Consider the following 17,003-nt stretch of genomic DNA (forward strand, 5'->3'; position numbering starts at 1 on the left):
CAACGGCCGGGCCGAGGCGCGAGCCGGGGCCGCGGCGGGGCCGATCCTGGCCACGGGCGAGGTTCCCCCGAACGGGTCGGTGACCGCGACCACACGGTTCCTGCGGCGCTCGTCCGAGGCCGGAAACCACTCCTTGTCCACCGCGTCCCCCCGCCTCACAATGCGCATGACAAGACTGGCCGTGGCCGGAAGATCTCCGGCCGCCCAAGTCGCAAGAGGGGACCCCCACATGAGAAAGCCTCTCGTCGCCGCGCTGTTCGCCCTGGTGATCACCGGGGCGGGCGTGGCACCCGCGGTCGCGGCACCCGCACACGCAGCCAACCCCGCACACGCACCCGCGTCCGCATCGGCCACGCGGTCGTCCGCCGTGCGGTCGTCGGCCGAGCACGCGTCGGCCGTACGGGCGCCGGCCGTCCAGGCCGTGAGCTACGCCGGCACCGTCGCGCTCAGCAACTGCTCCGGCTCGGTCATCCGGATGCCCAACTCGGCGGACAGCGACCCCGCGCTCGTGCTCACCAACGGCCACTGCCTGGAGACGGGCTTCCCGGAACCGGGCGAGGTCATCGTCGGCCAGACCTCCTCGCGCTCCTTCACCCTGCTGAACTCCGCGGGCACGGGCGTCGCGACGCTGCGCGCCGGCAAGGTCGCGTACTCGACGATGACCGACACCGACATCACGATCTACCAGCTCACCCGCACCTACGCGCAGATCCGGAGCTCGTACGGGATCAGCGCGCTCACCCTCAGCGACACCCATCCCGCCGCGGGCACCGCCATCAAGGTGGTCTCCGGCTACTGGAAGCGGACCTACAGCTGCAACGTCGACGGGTTCGTGTACCGCCTGAAGGAGGGCGACTGGACCTGGAAGGACTCGGTCCGCTACACCTCCGCCTGCAACACCATCGGCGGCACCTCGGGCTCGCCCGTCATCGACAACGCCACCGGCAAGGTCGTCGCCGTCAACAACACCGGCAACGAGGACGGCGAGACCTGCACGGTGAACAACCCGTGCGAGGTCGACGCGAGCGGAAACGTCACCGTCCACCAGGGCATCAACTACGCCGAGGAGACCTACCAGATCGTCCCGTGCTTCGGCGCCGGCAACAAGCTCGATCTGAGCGCCACCGGGTGTGTCCTGCCCAAGCCGTGACGCCTCGCGGGGCGGGCGGTCAGGCCGTACGGCGGACCGCCCGCCCCGCCAGGACGTCCGTACGGCGGCCGTCCTCGATCACGAAGCGGCCGTCGATCAGCACGTACGGGATGCCCGTCGGGAGCGTGCGCGGCGCCTCGAAGGTCGACCCGGCCGCGACGGTGGCCGGGTCGAACAGAACGAGGTCGGCGCGGTAGCCCTCGCGGACCAGACCGCGGTCCGGCAGCCGCAGCCGGGCGGCCGGGCGGCCGGTGAGGTGGGCGACGCACTCCTCCAGCGAGAGGACGCCCAACTCCCGCACGTACCGGCCGAGATACTGCGGGAACGTGCCGTAGGCGCGCGGGTGCGGCTTGTCGCCGCGCAGGATCCCGTCCGAGCCGCCGGTGTGCACGCGGTGCCGCATGATGGCGCGCACGTTCTCCTCGTGGCCGACGTGCTGGAGGATCGTGGCGCCGAGCCGGTCGTCGAGGAGGATGCGGCGGGCGGTGGTCCAGGGGTCCTCGCCGAGCCGGTCGGCGGACTGCCGGACCGTGCTGCCGACGTACTCCGCGAGCGCCGGATCGGCGACGCCGGAGATCTCGATCGTGTCCCACTCGATGGGGACGCCGTGGCAGCCGTCCGCGCCGACGACCTCCATGTGGTGCCGGATGCGCTCGGCGGTCCCGTCGTCCGCCAGGCGCGCGAGCACCGCCTCGGGACCGCCCTCGCTCGCCCAGCTCGGCAGCATCGCCACGAGCGTGGTGCAGCCGGGGGTGTAGGGGTACGTGTCGAGGCTGATGTCCGCGCCCTCGGCGAGCGCGCGGTCCAGGAGCGCGAGCAGCTCGGGCGCCCGCCCCTCGTTCACGCCGAAGTTCATGGTGGCGTGGGCGAGATGGAGCGGGCAGCCGGCCTCGCGGGTGAGGGCCACCATCTCCTCGTACGCCTCCAGGGCGCCCGCCCCGTAGGAGCGGTGGTGCGGGCAGTAGTAGCCGCCGTGTCCGGCCACCACCCGGCACAGTTCGGTGAGTTCGGCGTCCTGGGCGTACATGCCGGGGGTGTAGGTGAGGCCGGAGGACATGCCGACCGCGCCCTCCCGCAGGCCGTCGGCGACCAGCCGCCGCATCCGGTCCAGCTCCCGCTCCGTCGCCGGGCGGTCCTCCCAGCCGACGGCGAGCATGCGGACGGTGCCCTGCGGGACGAGGTACGCGGCGTTCACCGCGATGCCCTCGCCGCCGAAGCCGTGGTCGAGCCGGTCCAGGTACTCGCCGACCGAGCGCCAGCTGAAGTCGATGTCGTCGCCGTACCCGTTCCAGCCGGTGATCGCCCTGCGGACCTCGGCGAGCGTGCGGTCGTCCACCGGCGCGTACGACAGCCCGTCCTGGCCGAGGACCTCCAGGGTCACCCCCTGGGCCGCCTTCGCGGTGTGCTCCGGATCGCGCAGCAGGGCCAGGTCGCTGTGGGCGTGCATGTCGATGAAGCCGGGCGCCAGGGCCAGGCCCTCGGCGTCCAGGACCCGGCGGGCGACCGGCCGCAGACAGCCGGCCGCGGCTCCCTCCTTGACCACGGTGGTGATCCTGCCGCCCTCGATCCCCACGTCGGCGCGGTACGAGGGGCCCGAGGTGCCGTCGACGACCTCCGCGTCACGGATGACGAGATCCATCATGGCGTGCGTCCTTTCCCGTGCCGGTTCTAGAAGAACGTCCGTACGTAGTCCACGACCGTCCCGTCCGCCTCCACCACGGGGATCAGCTGCCACTTGTCGAAGGACGTGCACGGGTGCGACAGCCCCAGCCCCACCCAGTCGCCGACCTCCAGGTCCGCCTCCGGGGAGGTGGCGAGCCACCCGTGCTGGTCCGAGAGACCGGTGACGGCGACCCCGGTGGCCGGGCGCTCGCGGCCGTCCCGCCGGACCGCCTGGGCCTCGGGCAGATCGAGGTCGTAGGCCGCGTCCCGCTTGCCCGCGTTGACGAAGGCCTGCTCGGGGGAGGGCCGGGAGACGACCTGGGACCAGAGCCGGAACGCCGGGTGCAGGGCGCCCTCCTCGGGGACCCGGGCGAACGGCGTCAGCCGGCGGTAGTGACCGTCGTCGTGCGAGACGTACGCGCCCGAGCGCAGCAACTTCAGGACGGGACGGGAGAGTTCGGGGATCTCCGCGAAGACGTCGGCCACCGCGTCGAACCAGGCGCTGCCGCCCGCGCTGACGACGATCTCCGGCACCCCGGCGAACCGGCCCGCCTTGTCGAAGTCCACCGCGAGCGCGGTCAGCCGGCGCAGCCACGCGTGCACGCGGCCCGGGTCGGCCCCCGGCACCTCGCCCTCGTATCCGGCCACGCCGACCAGCCGCAGCGTCGTCGTCGTGGCCACCGCGTCCGCGACCGCCGCGCACTCCGCCTCCGTACGCACGCCGGTGCGGGCCCCCTCGCCGGCGGCGAGCTCGACGACCACGTCCACCGGACGGGTGGAGCCGTGCAGGGCGGCGGCCATCAGCTCGACACCGCGCACCGAGTCGACGTAGCAGACGAAGCGGAAGTCCGGGTCGGCGGTGAGCTCGGCCGCGATCCGGCGCAGGGCCGCCGCGTCGACGAGCTCGTTGGCGAGGAAGACCCGCTGGATGCCGAACTCCCGGGCCACCCACACCTGGTGGGGCACGGCGAGAGTGATGCCCCAGGCGCCGTGCTCCATCTGGCGGTGGAAGAGCTGGGGGGCCATCGAGGTCTTGCCGTGCGGGGCGAAGGCGAGGCCGTGGCGGGCGGCGTACGACTCCATCAGGGCGAGATTGTGGGTGAGGCGCTCGGCGGAGAGGGCGAGCACGGGGGTGGTGAAGCCGTCGTCGAAGAGGTTGCGGCGCTGGGCGGTCAGCTCGCCGACGGTCAGACCCCGGGCGTCCGGGGGCAGCCCCTTGAAGCGGTGGTCCACGCGGTCCGCCGCGAGGGCGGCGAGGCGTGCTGCGGCGTTGTCGGCGCCCATGGGGCCTCCCTGATGAGGTGCGTTGCAGATAATGCAACGGTCATTGCGTATGTCGCTTACTGCTGTCTAACATCCCAGCCAACGCAGGGTCAACGGTGCCGTTGACCGCGAGAGCCGCGCGAGCAAGGAGCCCCCGCCATCGTGACCCCCACCGGACCCGCAGCTGCCGTGTCCCGTCCCGTCGACGGCATCCGCCCCGTCGACGTGGTCGCGCTCGGCGAGTCCATGGTCACGTTCCTGCCCTCCCGGCCGGGGCGCCTCGCCGACGTGCCCTCCTTCGACCGGGGGATCGGCGGCGCCGAGTCCAACGTGGCGTGCGTCCTCGCGGCCGCCGGGCACCGCGTGAAGTGGATCGGCAGGGTCGGGAACGACGGGTTCGGCGACCACCTGGTGGAGGCCATCACCGCGTACGGCGTCGACACCTCCGCCGTGCGCCGCGACCCCCACCGCCCCACCGGAATCTACTTCCGCACCGCGGGCGACCGGGCCACGGACGAGCACGAAGTCCTCTACTACCGGGCCGGTTCCGCCGCCTCCGCGATGTCCCCGGACAACACGCCCCGCGCGGAGCTGGACTCCGGACGCGTCCTGCACGTCTCCGGCATCACCGCCGCGCTCTCCGCCGACTGCCTGGCCCTGCTCCGCGAGCTGACCGCCCCCCGCCCCGACCGCCCCCTCGTCTCGTTCGACGTCAACCACCGGGCGCACCTCTGGCACCACCCGGAGACGGGCCGGACCGTCCTGCTGGAACTGGCCCGCCGCAGCGACCTCGTCTTCGTGGGCGAGGACGAGGCGGAGGAGGCCTGGGGCATCACCGGCGGCCCCGACGCGATCCGCGCCGCACTGCCCGAACCCCGGGCACTGGTGGTGAAGCAGGGCGCGGCGGGCGCGACGCTGTTCGAGCGCGGCAGCGGCGGCGAGCCCCGCGGTGGGCGCGGTGCCGGGCCTGGCGACGTGTGCGGTGCCGAGCCCGGCGGTGTCCGCGACGGCGGGCCCGGCGCGGACACCGTCACCCGCGTTCCCGCTCTCCGCGTCGACGTCGTCGCGCCCGTCGGCGCCGGGGACGCCTTCGCCGCCGGGTTCCTGTCCGCCACCCTCCGGGCTCTGCCCGCCCGTGACCGGCTGCGGCACGGCCACCTCACGGCCGCCGCCGCCCTCACCGTCCCCGGCGATCTCGCCGTGCCGCCGTCCCGCGACCACGCCGACCGGCTGGCCGCTCTGGACGACGGGGCGTGGGGGACACTTCGACTCGGCCCCGGCTGGACCGAAGCCGTCACGCGGGCCGACGAGGAGGTACGTACCCCATGAGCCAGACCGTCGACCGTGCGCTGAGCATCCTGCCGCTGCTCGCCGAGGGACCCGCCGACCTCGGCCAGGTCGCCGACCGTCTCGGCGTCCACAAGTCCACGGCGCTCCGGCTCCTGCGCACCCTGCACGAGCACGGTCTCGTCTACCGACAGTCCGACCAGCGCTACCGCCTCGGCGCCCGCCTCTTCGCCCTCGCCCAGGAGGCCGTCGAGAACCTCGACATCCGCGAGATCGCCCACTCCCATCTCGTACGCCTCAACGAACAGTGCGGGCACACCGTCCACCTCGCGGTGTACGAGGACAACGAGGTCCTCTACATCGACAAGGTGGAGAGCCGCTACCCCGTGCGCATGTACTCCCGGATCGGCAAGCCCGTCGCCCTCACCGTCGCCGCGGTCGCCAAACTCCTCCTCGCCGACCTGCCCGAGGCCGAGCGCGGCGCCCTCACGGAGAAGCTCGACTACCCCCTGTACACGGCCCGTTCGACCCCCAACGCCCCCGCCTTCCGCAAGGAGCTGGCGACGGTGCGCGAACAGGGCTGGGCCACCGACCTCGGTGGCCACGAGGAGTCCATCAACTGCGTCGCCGCGCCCATCCGGGGTGCCGACGGGCGGGTCGCCGCCGCGATGTCGGTCTCCGCGCCCAACGTCGTCGTCACCGCCGACGAACTCCTCACCCTGCTCCCGCTGGTGCGCCGTACGGCGGACGCCATCAGCCGCGACTACTCCGGAAAGTCCCCGAAGGACCCCAGCTAAGGACCCCCATGACCGAGAAGACCGCCCTCACCCCCAAGACCCACACCACCCCGCCCGCCAAGTTCTCGCACGGAGTCAGGAAGGGGAACATCCTCCAGGTCGCGGGCCAGGTCGGCTTCCTGCCCGCGGTCGAGGGCGAGCCGCCGACGCCCGCGGGCCCGACCCTGCGCGAGCAGACCCTCCAGACCCTCGCCAACGTCCGGGCCATCCTCGAAGAGGGCGGCGCCACCTGGGACGACGCGATGATGATCCGCGTCTACCTCACCGACGTCGACCACTTCGCCGAGATGAACCAGATCTACAACGCGTACTTCGAGGAGCAGGGCCTCACCGCGCCCCCCGCCGCCCGCACGACCGTCTACGTCGGTCTGCCCGCGGGCCTCCTCATCGAGATCGACGCGCTGGCCGTCCTGAGCTGACGCCGGGCTCCGCTCTCTCCCGCCTTCTCCCGCACTCCGTACGTCATCACGGTGCGGCGCCCGTTCCCGGGGCGCCGCACCGCGATTCCCCCTGCCCCGAAAGCTCATGGAATTACGAGGTCCCCGTGATGTCCCTGCTCGCCGCCGCCGCGCCCGAGACCCCACCCCACACCGGTGGACTCATCGCCCTCATCCACGGCACCGCCGGCCTCCTCACGGTCGCCGCGCTCGGCATCCTGCTTCTCCTCTTCCTGATCATCAAGGTCAGACTGCAGCCGTTCGTCGCGCTGCTCGCGGTCTCCATAGCCGTCGGCCTCGCGGCCGGTCTCTCGGTCACCGAACTCTTCGGCACCGTCCAGCGCTCCGACGCCGTCTCGCTCATCGAGTCCGGCATGGGCGGCACCCTCGGCCACATCGCGATCATCATCGGGCTCGGCACCATGCTCGGCGCCGTGCTCGAAGTCTCCGGCGGAGCCGAGGTGTTGGCCTCCCGGCTGCTCCAGCTCTTCGGAGAGAAGCGCGCCCCGCTCGCCATGGGCCTCACCGGCCTCATCTTCGGCATCCCGGTCTTCTTCGACGTCGGCATCTTCGTCCTCGCGCCGATCGTGTACGCGGCCGCCAAGCGCGGCGGCAAGTCGATCCTCCTGTACTGCCTGCCGCTGCTCGCCGGCCTGTCCATGACCCACGCGTTCCTGCCGCCGCACCCGGGTCCGGTGGCCGCCGCCGGTCTGCTCCACGTCGACCTCGGCTGGGTCATCCTGATGGGCATCGTCTGCGGCATCCCCGCCGTGCTCGCCGCCTGGGCCTGGGCCGCCTGGGTCGGCAAGCGGATCTTCGTCCCCGTACCGCAGGACATGGTCGAGGCCGCCGACGAGGCGAAGGCGGCGCTGGTCGAGGAACAGCGGACCGCCGGCGTCACGCCGCGGGAGGCGCCGGTGCCGCTCGGCACGGTGCTGGCCATCATCGGTACGCCGCTGGTGCTGATCCTGCTCGCGACCTTCTCCTCGATCGCCTTCGACCCCTCCACCGGCCGCTCGGTCATCGAGTTCTTCGGCCACCCCTTCGTCGCCCTGACGATCGCGCTGCTGCTGGCGTACTACCTGCTCGGCATCCGTCGCGGCTGGTCCCGCAAGTCGCTGGAGACGGTGTCCACCGCCTCCCTCAAGCCGGTCGGCAACATCCTGCTCGTGGTCGGCGCGGGCGGTGTCTTCGGCGCGGTCCTCAAGGGCAGCGGGGTCGCCCAGGCCCTCTCCGACACCTTCAACGACGTCGGCCTGCCGGTGGTCGTCCTCGCCTACCTGATCTCCCTGGTCCTGCGGGTCGCCCAGGGCTCGGCCACGGTCGCCATCGTCACGACTGCCGGCATCGTGGCCCCGCTGCTGACGGAGGGCGACCACTCCCAGGCGTTCGTCGCGCTGGTCATCATGGCCATCTCGGCGGGCTCCATCTTCGCTTCGCACGTCAACGACGGCGGCTTCTGGATGGTCGCGAAGTACTTCGGCATCTCCGAACGGGACACCCTCAAGACCTGGACGGTCCTGGAGTCGGTGCTGTCGGTGGCGGGCTTCGCGGTGGCGGCGGTGGTGAGCCTGTTCGTGTAGGTACGGGGCGTCTTCGTACAACAGTCGCGTTGCCAACTTGGGGGCTGGCTGTGTCCGACACAGGATCTTCGACCATACTGCCCGCTGTGGAGCAGCGCATAGGTTCGAAGAGCCAGCCCCTGGACGCCGCCGCGGTGAACCCGGCGTACATCCCCGGGCTCACGTCACCCGCGAAGGCGGAGCCGAAGGACGCGGCCGTCGAGGAGGCCGCGTCCGAGGAGACCGCCTCCGAGGAGGCCGTGTCCGAGGAGGCGGTTGTCGAGGACGCCGCCCCCGAGACGCCGGCCGCCGAGAAGGCATCCGCCGAGCCGGGAGAGGAGGCCACCTCCGAATCCGACTCGGACTCCGAGCCCGAACCCGAACCCGACCCGGACGGACCGGTGTTCGAGGCGTCCGACCGGCGCGCCTCGATCAAGGCCGACCACAGCGGCGTGCACCTGCGTCTGGACGACCAGGAGGCGGAGTTCCGCTGGGACGAGATCGGCGCCGTCGAGACGGAATCGCCCCGCTTCGGGAAGCGGTTCACCATCACGGTGCACACCCCGGACGGCCGCTGGTACCCGATCGAGATCGAGGCGACGGCCCGGGCCCGCTTCAAGGAGTGGGAGGACCAGCTGGACGCGGTCCTGGACGCCTACTTCGAAGACGGTGAGGATTCTGAAGAGGCCCTGGACGAGAGCGCCCCGTAGGGGCGCGGGGAACTGCGCGACCAGCCACATGCGGCCCGCAGTTCCCCACCCACCGCACCGCCCCGGTCAACTGCAGTACTGCGTCGCCTTCCCGATCGACCGGTACATGCAGTCCGCGTTCTCCAGCAACTGCAACACCGCGTCCCGGTTCCGCGAGGTCTCCCGCTCGATCACCTCGTCGGGCGGGTAGAACCCACCTCCGGAACTGGACGTCGGATACATCTCGAAGGTGTAGTCGAAGATCTTCTGACTGCCCCAGAGATAGTCGTCGATCGACCCGTCGGTGATGTACAGGTCGCTGGACTGCTCCGGGGTGTACCCGTTGCTGGCCGCCATCTTCTGGCCGACGGCCTTGAACGCGGCGGCGTCGTCCGCGGTCATGCCGGTCGCGGTGTCGGCGGTGGTGTACCCGAAGGGCCACAGCACGAGTTCGCTGTACGTGTGGAAGTCGATCCCGGCCGTGATCTGCTGCTTGCCGCCGACGACCCGGCTGCGTACGAAGTCGGCGACGACCTTCACCTCGGGTGCGGACTCGGCGGAGGCGCCGCGGTAGGTCTCGGAGGACGTGGAGCCGGACGAGCCGCCGCAGCAGCCCCACTTGTAGTTCCAGTTGCGGTTGAGGTCCGTACCGACGTACGAGGAACCGGAGTTGGGCTGGCGGTTCTTGCGCCAGGACCGGTACGAGCCGGTCGCGATGTCGTACTCACCGCCGTCGGGGTTGAGGTCCGGGACGATCCAGATCTCGCGACCGTTCACCATGTTGGTGACGCGGGAGTCGCTGCTGTATCCGGCCCCGAGCTCGCGCAGCAGATACAGCGCCATCTCGACGGTCAGATGCTCGCGGGCGTGCTGGTGGAAGGTGAGGAGGACCTCGGGCTCGTTCTCGTCGGTGGCCACGTTGTCGCTGACCTTGATGGCGACGATGTCCCGGCCCTGGTACGACTTCCCGATCACCCGCTTGCTCATGATGCTCGGGTAGGCCGCGAGCCGCTGGTCGATCTCCGCGTTCGTCTCGGCGTAGTTGTGGTACTTCGAGTCGGCCGAGGGGAAGTCGAGGAGGCGGACGTCGCCGGCGCCGTTCGACCGGTTCGGCGCGGACCCCAACAGGGAGACCTCGTAGCCGAGTCGGCGCAGCCTTTCGACCTGGTCGGCGCGGCCCGAGACGACGACGGTCTCCTCGTCGGCCTCGTCCACGGTGACGCCGGTCTGCTGGATGGCGGTGCGGGTCACCGGGGTGGTGCTCTGGTGGATCTCGTACTGGCGTATGTCGTCGGCCGAGGGTGCGGGGGCTTTCGCTCCGGTCGCCGTGGCGTGGGTGGCGGTGGCGGTGATCGGGGCGGCGAGGGCGAGCGCGAGCAGGGTCGCGAGGGTGACGGTGCGCCTGCCGCGTCTGTGAAGTCGCATGAAGTCTCCTTGGCGGAGTGTGGGGGGTGGAATCAGTGCGACGTACGGAGTGCGGGTGTGGCGCTCATGGTGAGTGTTTGGCATGGGCAGGTCAAGAGACGACAAAGGGCCGGTGGCAGAAACCAGTCATGCGTCGGACCCCGCCGGCAAGTCCGCCCGACGGGGCCCGACGCGTGAGAGCGGTGAGGGAACTCAGCCCAGACCGCGCCACTTCGCACTGAGGGCGATCGCCCGGAGCTGCTTCGTCGTGAGCGCGGGGGCGGTGCGGGTCGCGGCCGTCACCTGGCTGCCGGAGTTGAAGGCACTGACCACCACACGGAACCCGTCGGTCCTGATGGTGTCGGCGGTCCACATGACGACGCCGGCGCCGCCCTTCGCGCCCGGTCCCTCGTGCGTGATGACCTTCGTGCCGTCGGCCAGCGTCTCGGCGCCCGCCCCGAAGAGCTGGCCCTCGACGTCCGACATGTTCGGCTGCACGTTGATCTGGACCAGGCTCCTGCCCTTGCCGTCGTCGACGACGACATAGGCGTACCCGCTGTCCGGGCCGCTCCTGGCGACCACCTTGACGCCCTTGGGGAGCAGTGAGACGAGCGTGGAAGCGACCGAGCCGCCGTCGATGCCCGAGGGCTGTGCGGGTGCCGCCGTCGGGGCCTTGGGGTCCACCGGGATCGCGTCGACGACGCCCAGCCACGCACCGGCTGTGGCGAGTGTCCTCAACCGTGCCGGGGACAGTGGGGGTTCGGCTCTGCTGACCGGCGCGCCCTTCTCGGCCGCGGCGTTCCATTCGCTCACGCTGACCTGCTGCCCCTTGGGGGTGACGAGGTCCGCCGTCCACAGCTTCGTGTCCGCGCGGCGGTCCGGGTACTCGTAACCCTGGAAGAGCTTGAGCGCCGAGCCGTCGGACAGCCTGGTCACGGCGCAGCTGTCGAACGGCGTCAGGGTTTTGTCCGGGCACGCGATGGTCTGGCGGGCCTGCTCGCTGCCGGGCAGGACCCGGTTGAAGCCGACGGCGATGGCCGCCTTGCCCTTGCCGTCGTTGTAGACGACCTGCGCGTACGGCGGCAGCTGCTCGTCCGTGCCGCGTGCTTCCGCCGAGCCGAACTCGCCCCGGGGGAGCAGCTTCTCGAGGATGCCGATGAGTTGGTCGCCGGTGTACGACGCCTTGGGGGTGGCCGAAGCGACGGGGGTCTTCGCACCGGTGGCCACGGACTGCCGCCCGTCGTCGCCGCCCGGTACGAGGAGTGCCCCGCCGAGGCCCACGAGCGCGACCGAGGCGACGCCCGCCACGACGGCGGCCCTGCGCCGCAGCAGCAGCCTGTGGCCACGCGTCTCGCCGGCGGCGACCAGGGCGCGCCGGTCGGTCTCGTAGGCCCCGCCGGCCTGGTGCAGGGCCTCGCCGAGCCGTTCCTCGAAACGGTCCTCGTGGTCGTTGTCCCGGTGGTGGTCGTGGTACCGGTCGTGGTCGTGATGGCGGTCGTCAACGGGCATGGCGAATCACCCTCTCTGCTCTCCGTAAGGGCTGTCTGTCTGAGCTGTGGGTCGGAGCTGTGGTTCGGAAGTCTCGGTACGGTCGTCGGCGCCGGGTCGGCGTCAGGGTCTGGCGTGCTCGCCGAGGGCGTCCCCGAGCAGCAGCCGCAGCCGGGCGAGCGCGCGGGTGCAGCGGGTGCGTACGGCGGCCGAGCTGACGTTCATGGCCTCGGCGGTCTCCTCGACGCTGCGGTCCTCCCAGTAGCGCAGCACGACCACGGCCCGGTCCTTGGCGGACAGCCGGCCGAGTGCCTCGACCAGGGTCAGCCGCAGGGGCGTGTCGGTGTCGGCCGCGCGGGGGTCGGGAAGGTCGGGGAACTCGTCCGTGGCGCGTTCCCGGCTGCTGCGGCGCCGCTGGTGGGCGAGGAAGGTACGGGTGAGGACGGTCTGCGCGTATCCGGCGGGGTTGCCGACGCGGGAGACCCGGTACCAGCGGACGTACAGGCGACCGAGGGTCTCCTGGACCAGGTCCTCGGCGAGATGGGTGTCCCCGCCGGTGAGCAGACAGGCGGAGCGGTAGAGGTGCCCCGCCCGCGCCGCCGCGAACTCGGCGTAGTCGTCCCCCCGGATCTGTCTCATTCCGCTCCCGTGTCTCTCGTACCGCCGCCTTCACCTCATTGATGCGCCGGCCCCCCGGAAATGTTTCAGTGGACGGAAAGAAGGTCCAGAGGGAGTCCACGGGGATGCCGCTGGGAGCCCACGGGGAGTCCTCCTCGGAGGGGGTCTGCGTACGCCGGGGTAGGTTGCCGGAGTGACAGACCAGCCGCCCGCTTCCACCCCACCCGGCTTCGGCCCGCCCCCGCCGCAGTACGCCCCGCAGCCGCCACAGCCCGCGGCGCCCGGCCCGGAGTTCCTGGCGGTCGACAAGCACAACTCGGTCGTTGTCGACGTGTCGGGTGTGGCCTTCGAGATGTACGACATCACGGTCGACTTCCCCTGGGCCGAGATCCGCAGCGTCCACTACAAGGCGAGCCCCAATGGCAAGGCCCTGATGGTCGCCGTGGTCCACCTGGACGGCAGGGTCTACGAGTGCGTGGTGACCGCGAAGCCGCGGGAGTTGTTGCGCGGGTGGTTCGCACAGCTGGCGTGGGTGCTGGGGTACTACCGGCCGATGGGATAGCCGTCCGGCGGCTCAGAGAAGGTGGTCGGCCCTGCCTGCCGTCCGCATCTTGCGCAGCTCGGCGCCCAGACGCTTCTGACGTTCCGTGGGATCCGAAACAACCCCGCGGCCCGCCACCGCCGAAACCGTTCGCACCTGGCAACGAGCCGGGATGCGATGACAGTTCCGGGCGGGGCGGGCCGTGCTCAGGGGGCTTGGAGGCAGGCGCGTCAGCCGAGCGCGTGCACGTGCGCCCCCACCGAGTTCGACCACGCGTTGCCCGCCGCCGCGTCCCAGTTCGTCGACCAGGTCATCGCACCGCGCAGGTCCGGGTAGGTCTTGGAGGGCTTGAAGGAGCCGCAGTTGGTGCCCTTGGCCAGGCAGTCCAACGCGTTGTTCACCACCGTCGGAGACACATAGCCGCTGCCCGCGCCGCTCGTCGAGGCCGGGAGGCCCAGGCCCACCTGGGAGGGGGCCAGGCCGCCCTGGAGCTGGATGCAGGCGAGGGCGGTGAGGAAGTCGACCGAACCCTGGCTGTAGACCTTGCCGTCGCACCCGAGCATCGAACCGCTGTTGTAGTACTGCATGTTGACGACCGTGAGGATGTCCTTGATGTTCAGGGCGGTCTGGAAGTAGGCGTTCGAGGTGGACTGCATGTCGATCGTCTGCGGGGCCATCGTGATGATCAGGGACGAGCCCGCCTTGGACGCCAGGGAGCGCAGCGCCTGCGTCATGTACGTCGCGTTGAGCCCGTTCTCCAGGTCGATGTCGACGCCGTCGAAGCCGTACGTCTGCATGAGGGAGTAGACGGAGTCGGCGAAGTTCGCCGCGGACGTCGGGTCGTTGATGGACACGGTGCCGTTCTGGCCGCCGATGGAGATGACGACCTTCTTGCCCGCGGCCTGCTTGGCCTTGATGTCCGCCTTGAACTGGTCGACCGTGTAGCCGCCGAGGCCGGCGGAGTCCAGGTTGAAGCTCACCGCGCCCGGTGTGCCGGTCGCGTCCGCGAAGGCCACCGCGATGATGTCGTACTGGGACTGGACGGCGGAGATCTTCTGGACCGTCGCGCCGTTGTTGAAGTTCTGCCAGTAGCCCGTGACGGCGTGCTTCGGCAGCGCGGTGCCCCCGCCGCCGCCCGTGGACGCGCTCGTCGTGCCCGTCACCGTCGCCGACTTCACCGACTCACCGGCCGAGTTGGTCGCCGTGACCTGGAAGGGGTACGAGGTGGACGCGGTCAGTCCGGTCACCGTCGCCGAGGTCCCGGTCACCGCCGTCACCTTGGTGCCGGACCGGTAGACGTTGTAACCCGTCGCTCCCGACACCGTGTTCCAGATCAGGGAGACGGACGAGGAGGTGGTCGAGGAGACGGCCAGACCGGCGGGCGCCGCCGGGACCGTGGGGGCCGGGTCGCCGCCTCCGCCCCCGTCGGGACCGAAGACCGAGAGGTCGTCGGCGTAGTACGCGGCCTGCCCGTACCACCCGTGGGTGTAGACCGTCACCGAGGTCGTCGACCCGCCGGTGGTGAAGGTGGTGGACAGCTGCTTCCAGGAGGCGGAGTCCGGGGTCCAGGTCGACACGTCCGTGGTGCCCGTGCCGGTCACACCGAGATAGGAGTACCCGCCCTGCACCCACGCGCTCAGCGTGTACGTCGAGTTGGGCTTGACCGCGACGGACTGGGTGCACTGGGCGTTGTCCTGCCCGGCCGGCGTCGCCTTGAGCGCCGCCGAGCCGCCGTGCACCGGTGAGGAGACCGTCGTACCGCTGCCCGCGGAACAGGTCCAGTTGCTCAGGCCCGACTCGTACCCGCCGTTCCTGGCGTTGTTGACGTCGGCGGCCTGGGCCTGGCCCGCCAGGCCGGTGAGGGAGAGGACGGAGGCGGTGACTGCGGTGGCGAGGCCGACCGCCCATCTCCGTGCGGGCATGCGTGTGACGCGGTCCACTGGGTCCTCCGGGGGGGTGGGGGAGGGATGGGGAGGGATGGGGAGGGATACGGAACGGCGGCCACCGCTGGATTACAAGTTGGTCCAGACCAATCCTGTTGTCAAGACCTCGGGGAACGGCCGGAAATCCCAACCCCTTTGTGGCGTGGGCGACTTGTCGCGTATTCGCCTTACTCTCCGTTGATCATGCCCGCACCTTCCGTGAGATGATCTGGCGGATTCGGTGTTGAGCGGGCCATGCCGTGGATATGGTGCTGATGCAAGGTGCGAGGGGACGTCACAGTGACGAACTGCGGCCAACTGTGGCGGTCCATGACGAAACAGGGGCGATCCGTGGCGGTGGTTGACCACCTCGCCGCGGCGAACGGGGTGTGTGCAGCGTGCCGACCGCGATAGCCGTCACCAGTTCCGACCTGGTGCTGCCGCCGCACGACCGGCAGACTCCGCCCGCGGTCGTCCAGCCCCTCGACACCCTCGAAGGCTCCCTCACGGGAATGCACGCGCTCATCGAGCAGCACGGGTACGTCATCGCGCTCTACCCGGCCTCGGTCGACGCGGCCGTGATCCGGCGCCTGCACACCGTCCGCTCCGTCCTGGAGAGCGACCGGATCGCGCTGCTCGGCATCGACCTGCCGCCGCTCGGACTCGCCCTGCTCGTCCAGCAGTTGCGCCAGCTGTCCGGCTGCGACTTCAGTCCGGGTGTGCTCGCCTCCTCCGCCCGGCTGCTCGCCCACTACATCTACGCCGGTGCCCTGCTCGGCTCGGTCGCCAAGCTCGACCGGGTGCCGGTGACCCTGAAGTCGCACGCCAAGTCATGGGTGCCGGGCGCCCAGTTCGCGGTACTGGCCACCCCGCGGCCCCAGCTCGCGCGGATCGGCCAGGACGAGATCGCCGGGCCCGAGTTCGGTACCCGGCTGCTCGTCGCCTCCGGGCAGCCGCCCTCGGACTGGGTCACGGCGACCCTCGCGCCCGCCTGGCGGGTACAGGGCGTCGCGACCGTGCCACTGCCGGAGGAGTCGGGGCGCTGGTGGGGCACCACCAAGCTCGCCGAGTTCGCCGCCGGTCTGTACGACGTCTCCGTGCTCTACCAACTCGTGTCGTCCGTCCGGCGGGAGGAGTGCCACTGGTGCGGACTCGAACTCATCGGTGACCGCTGCGGGTTCTGTGCCGCGCCGCTGCCACCGCCCTCTGAGCTTCCGGCCGCCGCGGTGCGGGCATCCTCTCCAGTGCGTGCCCTGCCCCGGGGCATGACATGAGCCACATAGGTCGCACAAGGCGTACAAGCCGTGCAGGTCGCGCCGGCTGCGCGGACCGCGGCTCACGGCTCCGCAGCGCCACCGGCCCGTAGCACCACGGCTCCACAGCGACATCTCAACAGCACCTGAACAGCACCAGGCACGACCGCTCGACCCCGCCGTCCCCGCCCCACGATCGAGGTTGTCCGCGTCATGAACTCACGCCAGCGCCGCGGCGTCATCCTGCTGGTCCTCTCGGTCCTGTGCGCCCTGGGCGCCTTCGCCGGAGTGCTCTCGGTGATCCGCGACGTGAACTCCAAGGTCGGCCCGGAGGTCTCGGCGTACCGCCTGAAGGACGACATCGCGCCCTACAAGGAGCTGACGGCCGACCAGTTCCAGAAGATCTCGATGCCCGAGCGCTGGCTGTCCTCCACGGCGGTCACGGACCTCTCCCGGATCCGCGGGAAGATCGCCGTCACCCAGCTCAAGAAGGGCTCTCTGCTCCAGAGCGACATGATCGTGGACCGGCCCGCGCTGGAAGCGGGCCAGCAGGAGATCGCCATCATGATCGACGCAGCGACCGGTGTGGCCGGAAAGATCGACCCGGGCGCGCGGGTCAACATCTACGCCACCTTCAAGGCGGAGAACGACAAGCAGAAGGACCAGTCCAAGGTCATCGTGGCGAACGCGCGCGTCATCGACGTCGGCAGACTCACCGCCCTCGACCCCGGCCAGTCCAGCGCCGAACGCAGCCGCACCGCCACCCAGGCCGTCCCCATCACCTTCGCGCTCGACACCGCCGACGCCCAACGCGTCGCGTACGCCGAGTCCTTCGCGACCCACGTCCGGCTCGCCCTGGTCGCGGGCGGCTCCGACACCACCGTCGCCCCCGGCGAGCGTACGTACACCCTCGACCAGGACAAGTAGGAG

At 71.0% G+C, this 17,003-nt stretch carries 15 protein-coding genes; 9 read left to right on the top strand and 6 right to left on the bottom strand.

All coding sequences use genetic code 11. The features are described 5' to 3' along the window. Positions 1 to 229 precede the first annotated feature (229 nt). On the top strand, positions 230 to 1,150 hold the full coding sequence (locus tag OHB41_RS29240) for a S1 family peptidase (RefSeq protein ID WP_266701089.1): 921 nt from the start codon (positions 230 to 232) through the stop codon (positions 1,148 to 1,150). 19 nt (positions 1,151 to 1,169) lie between these two features. Here OHB41_RS29240 and OHB41_RS29245 read toward each other — a convergent pair whose 3' ends face one another. Both OHB41_RS29245 and OHB41_RS29250 read right to left on the bottom strand, forming a co-directional pair. Then, positions 1,170 to 2,792 (bottom strand): N-acyl-D-amino-acid deacylase family protein, encoded by a 1,623-nt coding sequence (locus tag OHB41_RS29245; RefSeq protein ID WP_266701090.1) that lies wholly within the window; start codon positions 2,790 to 2,792, stop codon positions 1,170 to 1,172. A gap of 26 nt (positions 2,793 to 2,818) precedes the next feature. Next, positions 2,819 to 4,096, bottom strand: a complete 1,278-nt coding sequence (locus tag OHB41_RS29250) for an amino acid deaminase (RefSeq protein WP_266701091.1) — start codon at positions 4,094 to 4,096, stop codon at positions 2,819 to 2,821. A 141-nt stretch (positions 4,097 to 4,237) separates the two neighbouring features. Between OHB41_RS29250 and OHB41_RS29255 the strand changes: the two genes are divergently transcribed. From OHB41_RS29255 to OHB41_RS29275, 5 genes are all read left to right on the top strand, one after another. Beyond that, positions 4,238 to 5,404, top strand: a complete 1,167-nt coding sequence (locus OHB41_RS29255; RefSeq protein WP_266701092.1) for a sugar kinase — start codon at positions 4,238 to 4,240, stop codon at positions 5,402 to 5,404. Then, the gene (locus OHB41_RS29260; RefSeq protein ID WP_266701093.1) at positions 5,401 to 6,159 is read left to right on the top strand and encodes an IclR family transcriptional regulator; all 759 of its coding nucleotides are present in this window, start codon (positions 5,401 to 5,403) and stop codon (positions 6,157 to 6,159) included. The genes OHB41_RS29255 and OHB41_RS29260 overlap by 4 nt, the downstream gene beginning before the upstream one ends. Before the next feature lie 8 nt (positions 6,160 to 6,167). Then, entirely contained in the window at positions 6,168 to 6,578 is a 411-nt protein-coding gene (locus OHB41_RS29265) for a RidA family protein (RefSeq protein WP_266701094.1), read from the top strand. A gap of 128 nt (positions 6,579 to 6,706) precedes the next feature. Continuing rightward, positions 6,707 to 8,179 carry a GntP family permease gene (locus OHB41_RS29270; RefSeq protein ID WP_168529977.1) on the top strand — a complete coding sequence of 491 codons (1,473 nt, stop codon included), beginning with the start codon at positions 6,707 to 6,709 and terminating at the stop codon, positions 8,177 to 8,179. A gap of 86 nt (positions 8,180 to 8,265) precedes the next feature. Further along, on the top strand, positions 8,266 to 8,868 hold the full coding sequence (locus OHB41_RS29275) for a hypothetical protein (RefSeq protein WP_266701095.1): 603 nt from the start codon (positions 8,266 to 8,268) through the stop codon (positions 8,866 to 8,868). 66 nt (positions 8,869 to 8,934) lie between these two features. Here the strand turns inward: OHB41_RS29275 and OHB41_RS29280 are convergent, their stop codons facing one another. The 3 genes from OHB41_RS29280 to OHB41_RS29290 all read right to left on the bottom strand — a co-directional run bounded on the left by OHB41_RS29280 (position 8,935) and on the right by OHB41_RS29290 (position 12,378). Then, positions 8,935 to 10,272: a M14 family metallopeptidase gene (locus OHB41_RS29280; protein ID WP_266701096.1), complete on the bottom strand. Its 1,338-nt coding sequence runs from the start codon at positions 10,270 to 10,272 to the stop codon at positions 8,935 to 8,937. A 192-nt stretch (positions 10,273 to 10,464) separates the two neighbouring features. Further along, the gene (locus tag OHB41_RS29285) at positions 10,465 to 11,760 is read right to left on the bottom strand and encodes a hypothetical protein (protein ID WP_266701097.1); all 1,296 of its coding nucleotides are present in this window, start codon (positions 11,758 to 11,760) and stop codon (positions 10,465 to 10,467) included. A gap of 102 nt (positions 11,761 to 11,862) precedes the next feature. Then, on the bottom strand, positions 11,863 to 12,378 hold the full coding sequence (locus OHB41_RS29290; protein ID WP_266701098.1) for a SigE family RNA polymerase sigma factor: 516 nt from the start codon (positions 12,376 to 12,378) through the stop codon (positions 11,863 to 11,865). Positions 12,379 to 12,550: 172 nt separating this feature from the next. On the opposite strand from OHB41_RS29290, the gene OHB41_RS29295 reads away from it, so the two are divergent. Next, positions 12,551 to 12,919: a hypothetical protein gene (locus tag OHB41_RS29295; RefSeq protein ID WP_266701099.1), complete on the top strand. Its 369-nt coding sequence runs from the start codon at positions 12,551 to 12,553 to the stop codon at positions 12,917 to 12,919. Positions 12,920 to 13,128: 209 nt separating this feature from the next. Here OHB41_RS29295 and OHB41_RS29300 read toward each other — a convergent pair whose 3' ends face one another. After that, positions 13,129 to 14,820: a chitinase gene (locus OHB41_RS29300; protein ID WP_266701100.1), complete on the bottom strand. Its 1,692-nt coding sequence runs from the start codon at positions 14,818 to 14,820 to the stop codon at positions 13,129 to 13,131. A 398-nt stretch (positions 14,821 to 15,218) separates the two neighbouring features. Here OHB41_RS29300 and OHB41_RS29305 point away from each other — a divergent pair, with 398 nt between their 5' ends. Next, a complete protein-coding gene (locus OHB41_RS29305; RefSeq protein ID WP_266701101.1) occupies positions 15,219 to 16,094 on the top strand; it encodes a hypothetical protein in 876 nt (291 codons plus the stop codon). Between the two features lie 192 nt (positions 16,095 to 16,286). Further along, the gene (cpaB, locus tag OHB41_RS29310) at positions 16,287 to 17,000 is read left to right on the top strand and encodes a Flp pilus assembly protein CpaB (RefSeq protein ID WP_266701102.1); all 714 of its coding nucleotides are present in this window, start codon (positions 16,287 to 16,289) and stop codon (positions 16,998 to 17,000) included. The last annotated feature ends 3 nt before the right edge of the window (positions 17,001 to 17,003 follow it).

Source organism: Streptomyces sp. NBC_01571, from assembly GCF_026339875.1.
Classification (GTDB): domain Bacteria; phylum Actinomycetota; class Actinomycetes; order Streptomycetales; family Streptomycetaceae; genus Streptomyces.

Bases quoted from the DNA above. Each gene is read 5' to 3' on its own strand.
- OHB41_RS29240 (WP_266701089.1), top strand. From the start codon at position 230: ATGAGAAAGCCTCTCGTCGCCGCGCTGTTCGCCCTGGTGATCACCGGG.
- OHB41_RS29245 (WP_266701090.1), bottom strand. From the start codon at position 2,792: ATGATGGATCTCGTCATCCGTGACGCGGAGGTCGTCGACGGCACCTCG.
- OHB41_RS29250 (WP_266701091.1), bottom strand. From the start codon at position 4,096: ATGGGCGCCGACAACGCCGCAGCACGCCTCGCCGCCCTCGCGGCGGAC.
- OHB41_RS29260 (WP_266701093.1), top strand. From the start codon at position 5,401: ATGAGCCAGACCGTCGACCGTGCGCTGAGCATCCTGCCGCTGCTCGCC.
- OHB41_RS29265 (WP_266701094.1), top strand. From the start codon at position 6,168: ATGACCGAGAAGACCGCCCTCACCCCCAAGACCCACACCACCCCGCCC.
- OHB41_RS29270 (WP_168529977.1), top strand. From the start codon at position 6,707: ATGTCCCTGCTCGCCGCCGCCGCGCCCGAGACCCCACCCCACACCGGT.
- OHB41_RS29280 (WP_266701096.1), bottom strand. From the start codon at position 10,272: ATGCGACTTCACAGACGCGGCAGGCGCACCGTCACCCTCGCGACCCTG.
- OHB41_RS29285 (WP_266701097.1), bottom strand. From the start codon at position 11,760: ATGCCCGTTGACGACCGCCATCACGACCACGACCGGTACCACGACCAC.
- OHB41_RS29290 (WP_266701098.1), bottom strand. From the start codon at position 12,378: ATGAGACAGATCCGGGGGGACGACTACGCCGAGTTCGCGGCGGCGCGG.
- OHB41_RS29300 (WP_266701100.1), bottom strand. From the start codon at position 14,820: ATGCCCGCACGGAGATGGGCGGTCGGCCTCGCCACCGCAGTCACCGCC.
- cpaB (WP_266701102.1), top strand. From the start codon at position 16,287: ATGAACTCACGCCAGCGCCGCGGCGTCATCCTGCTGGTCCTCTCGGTC.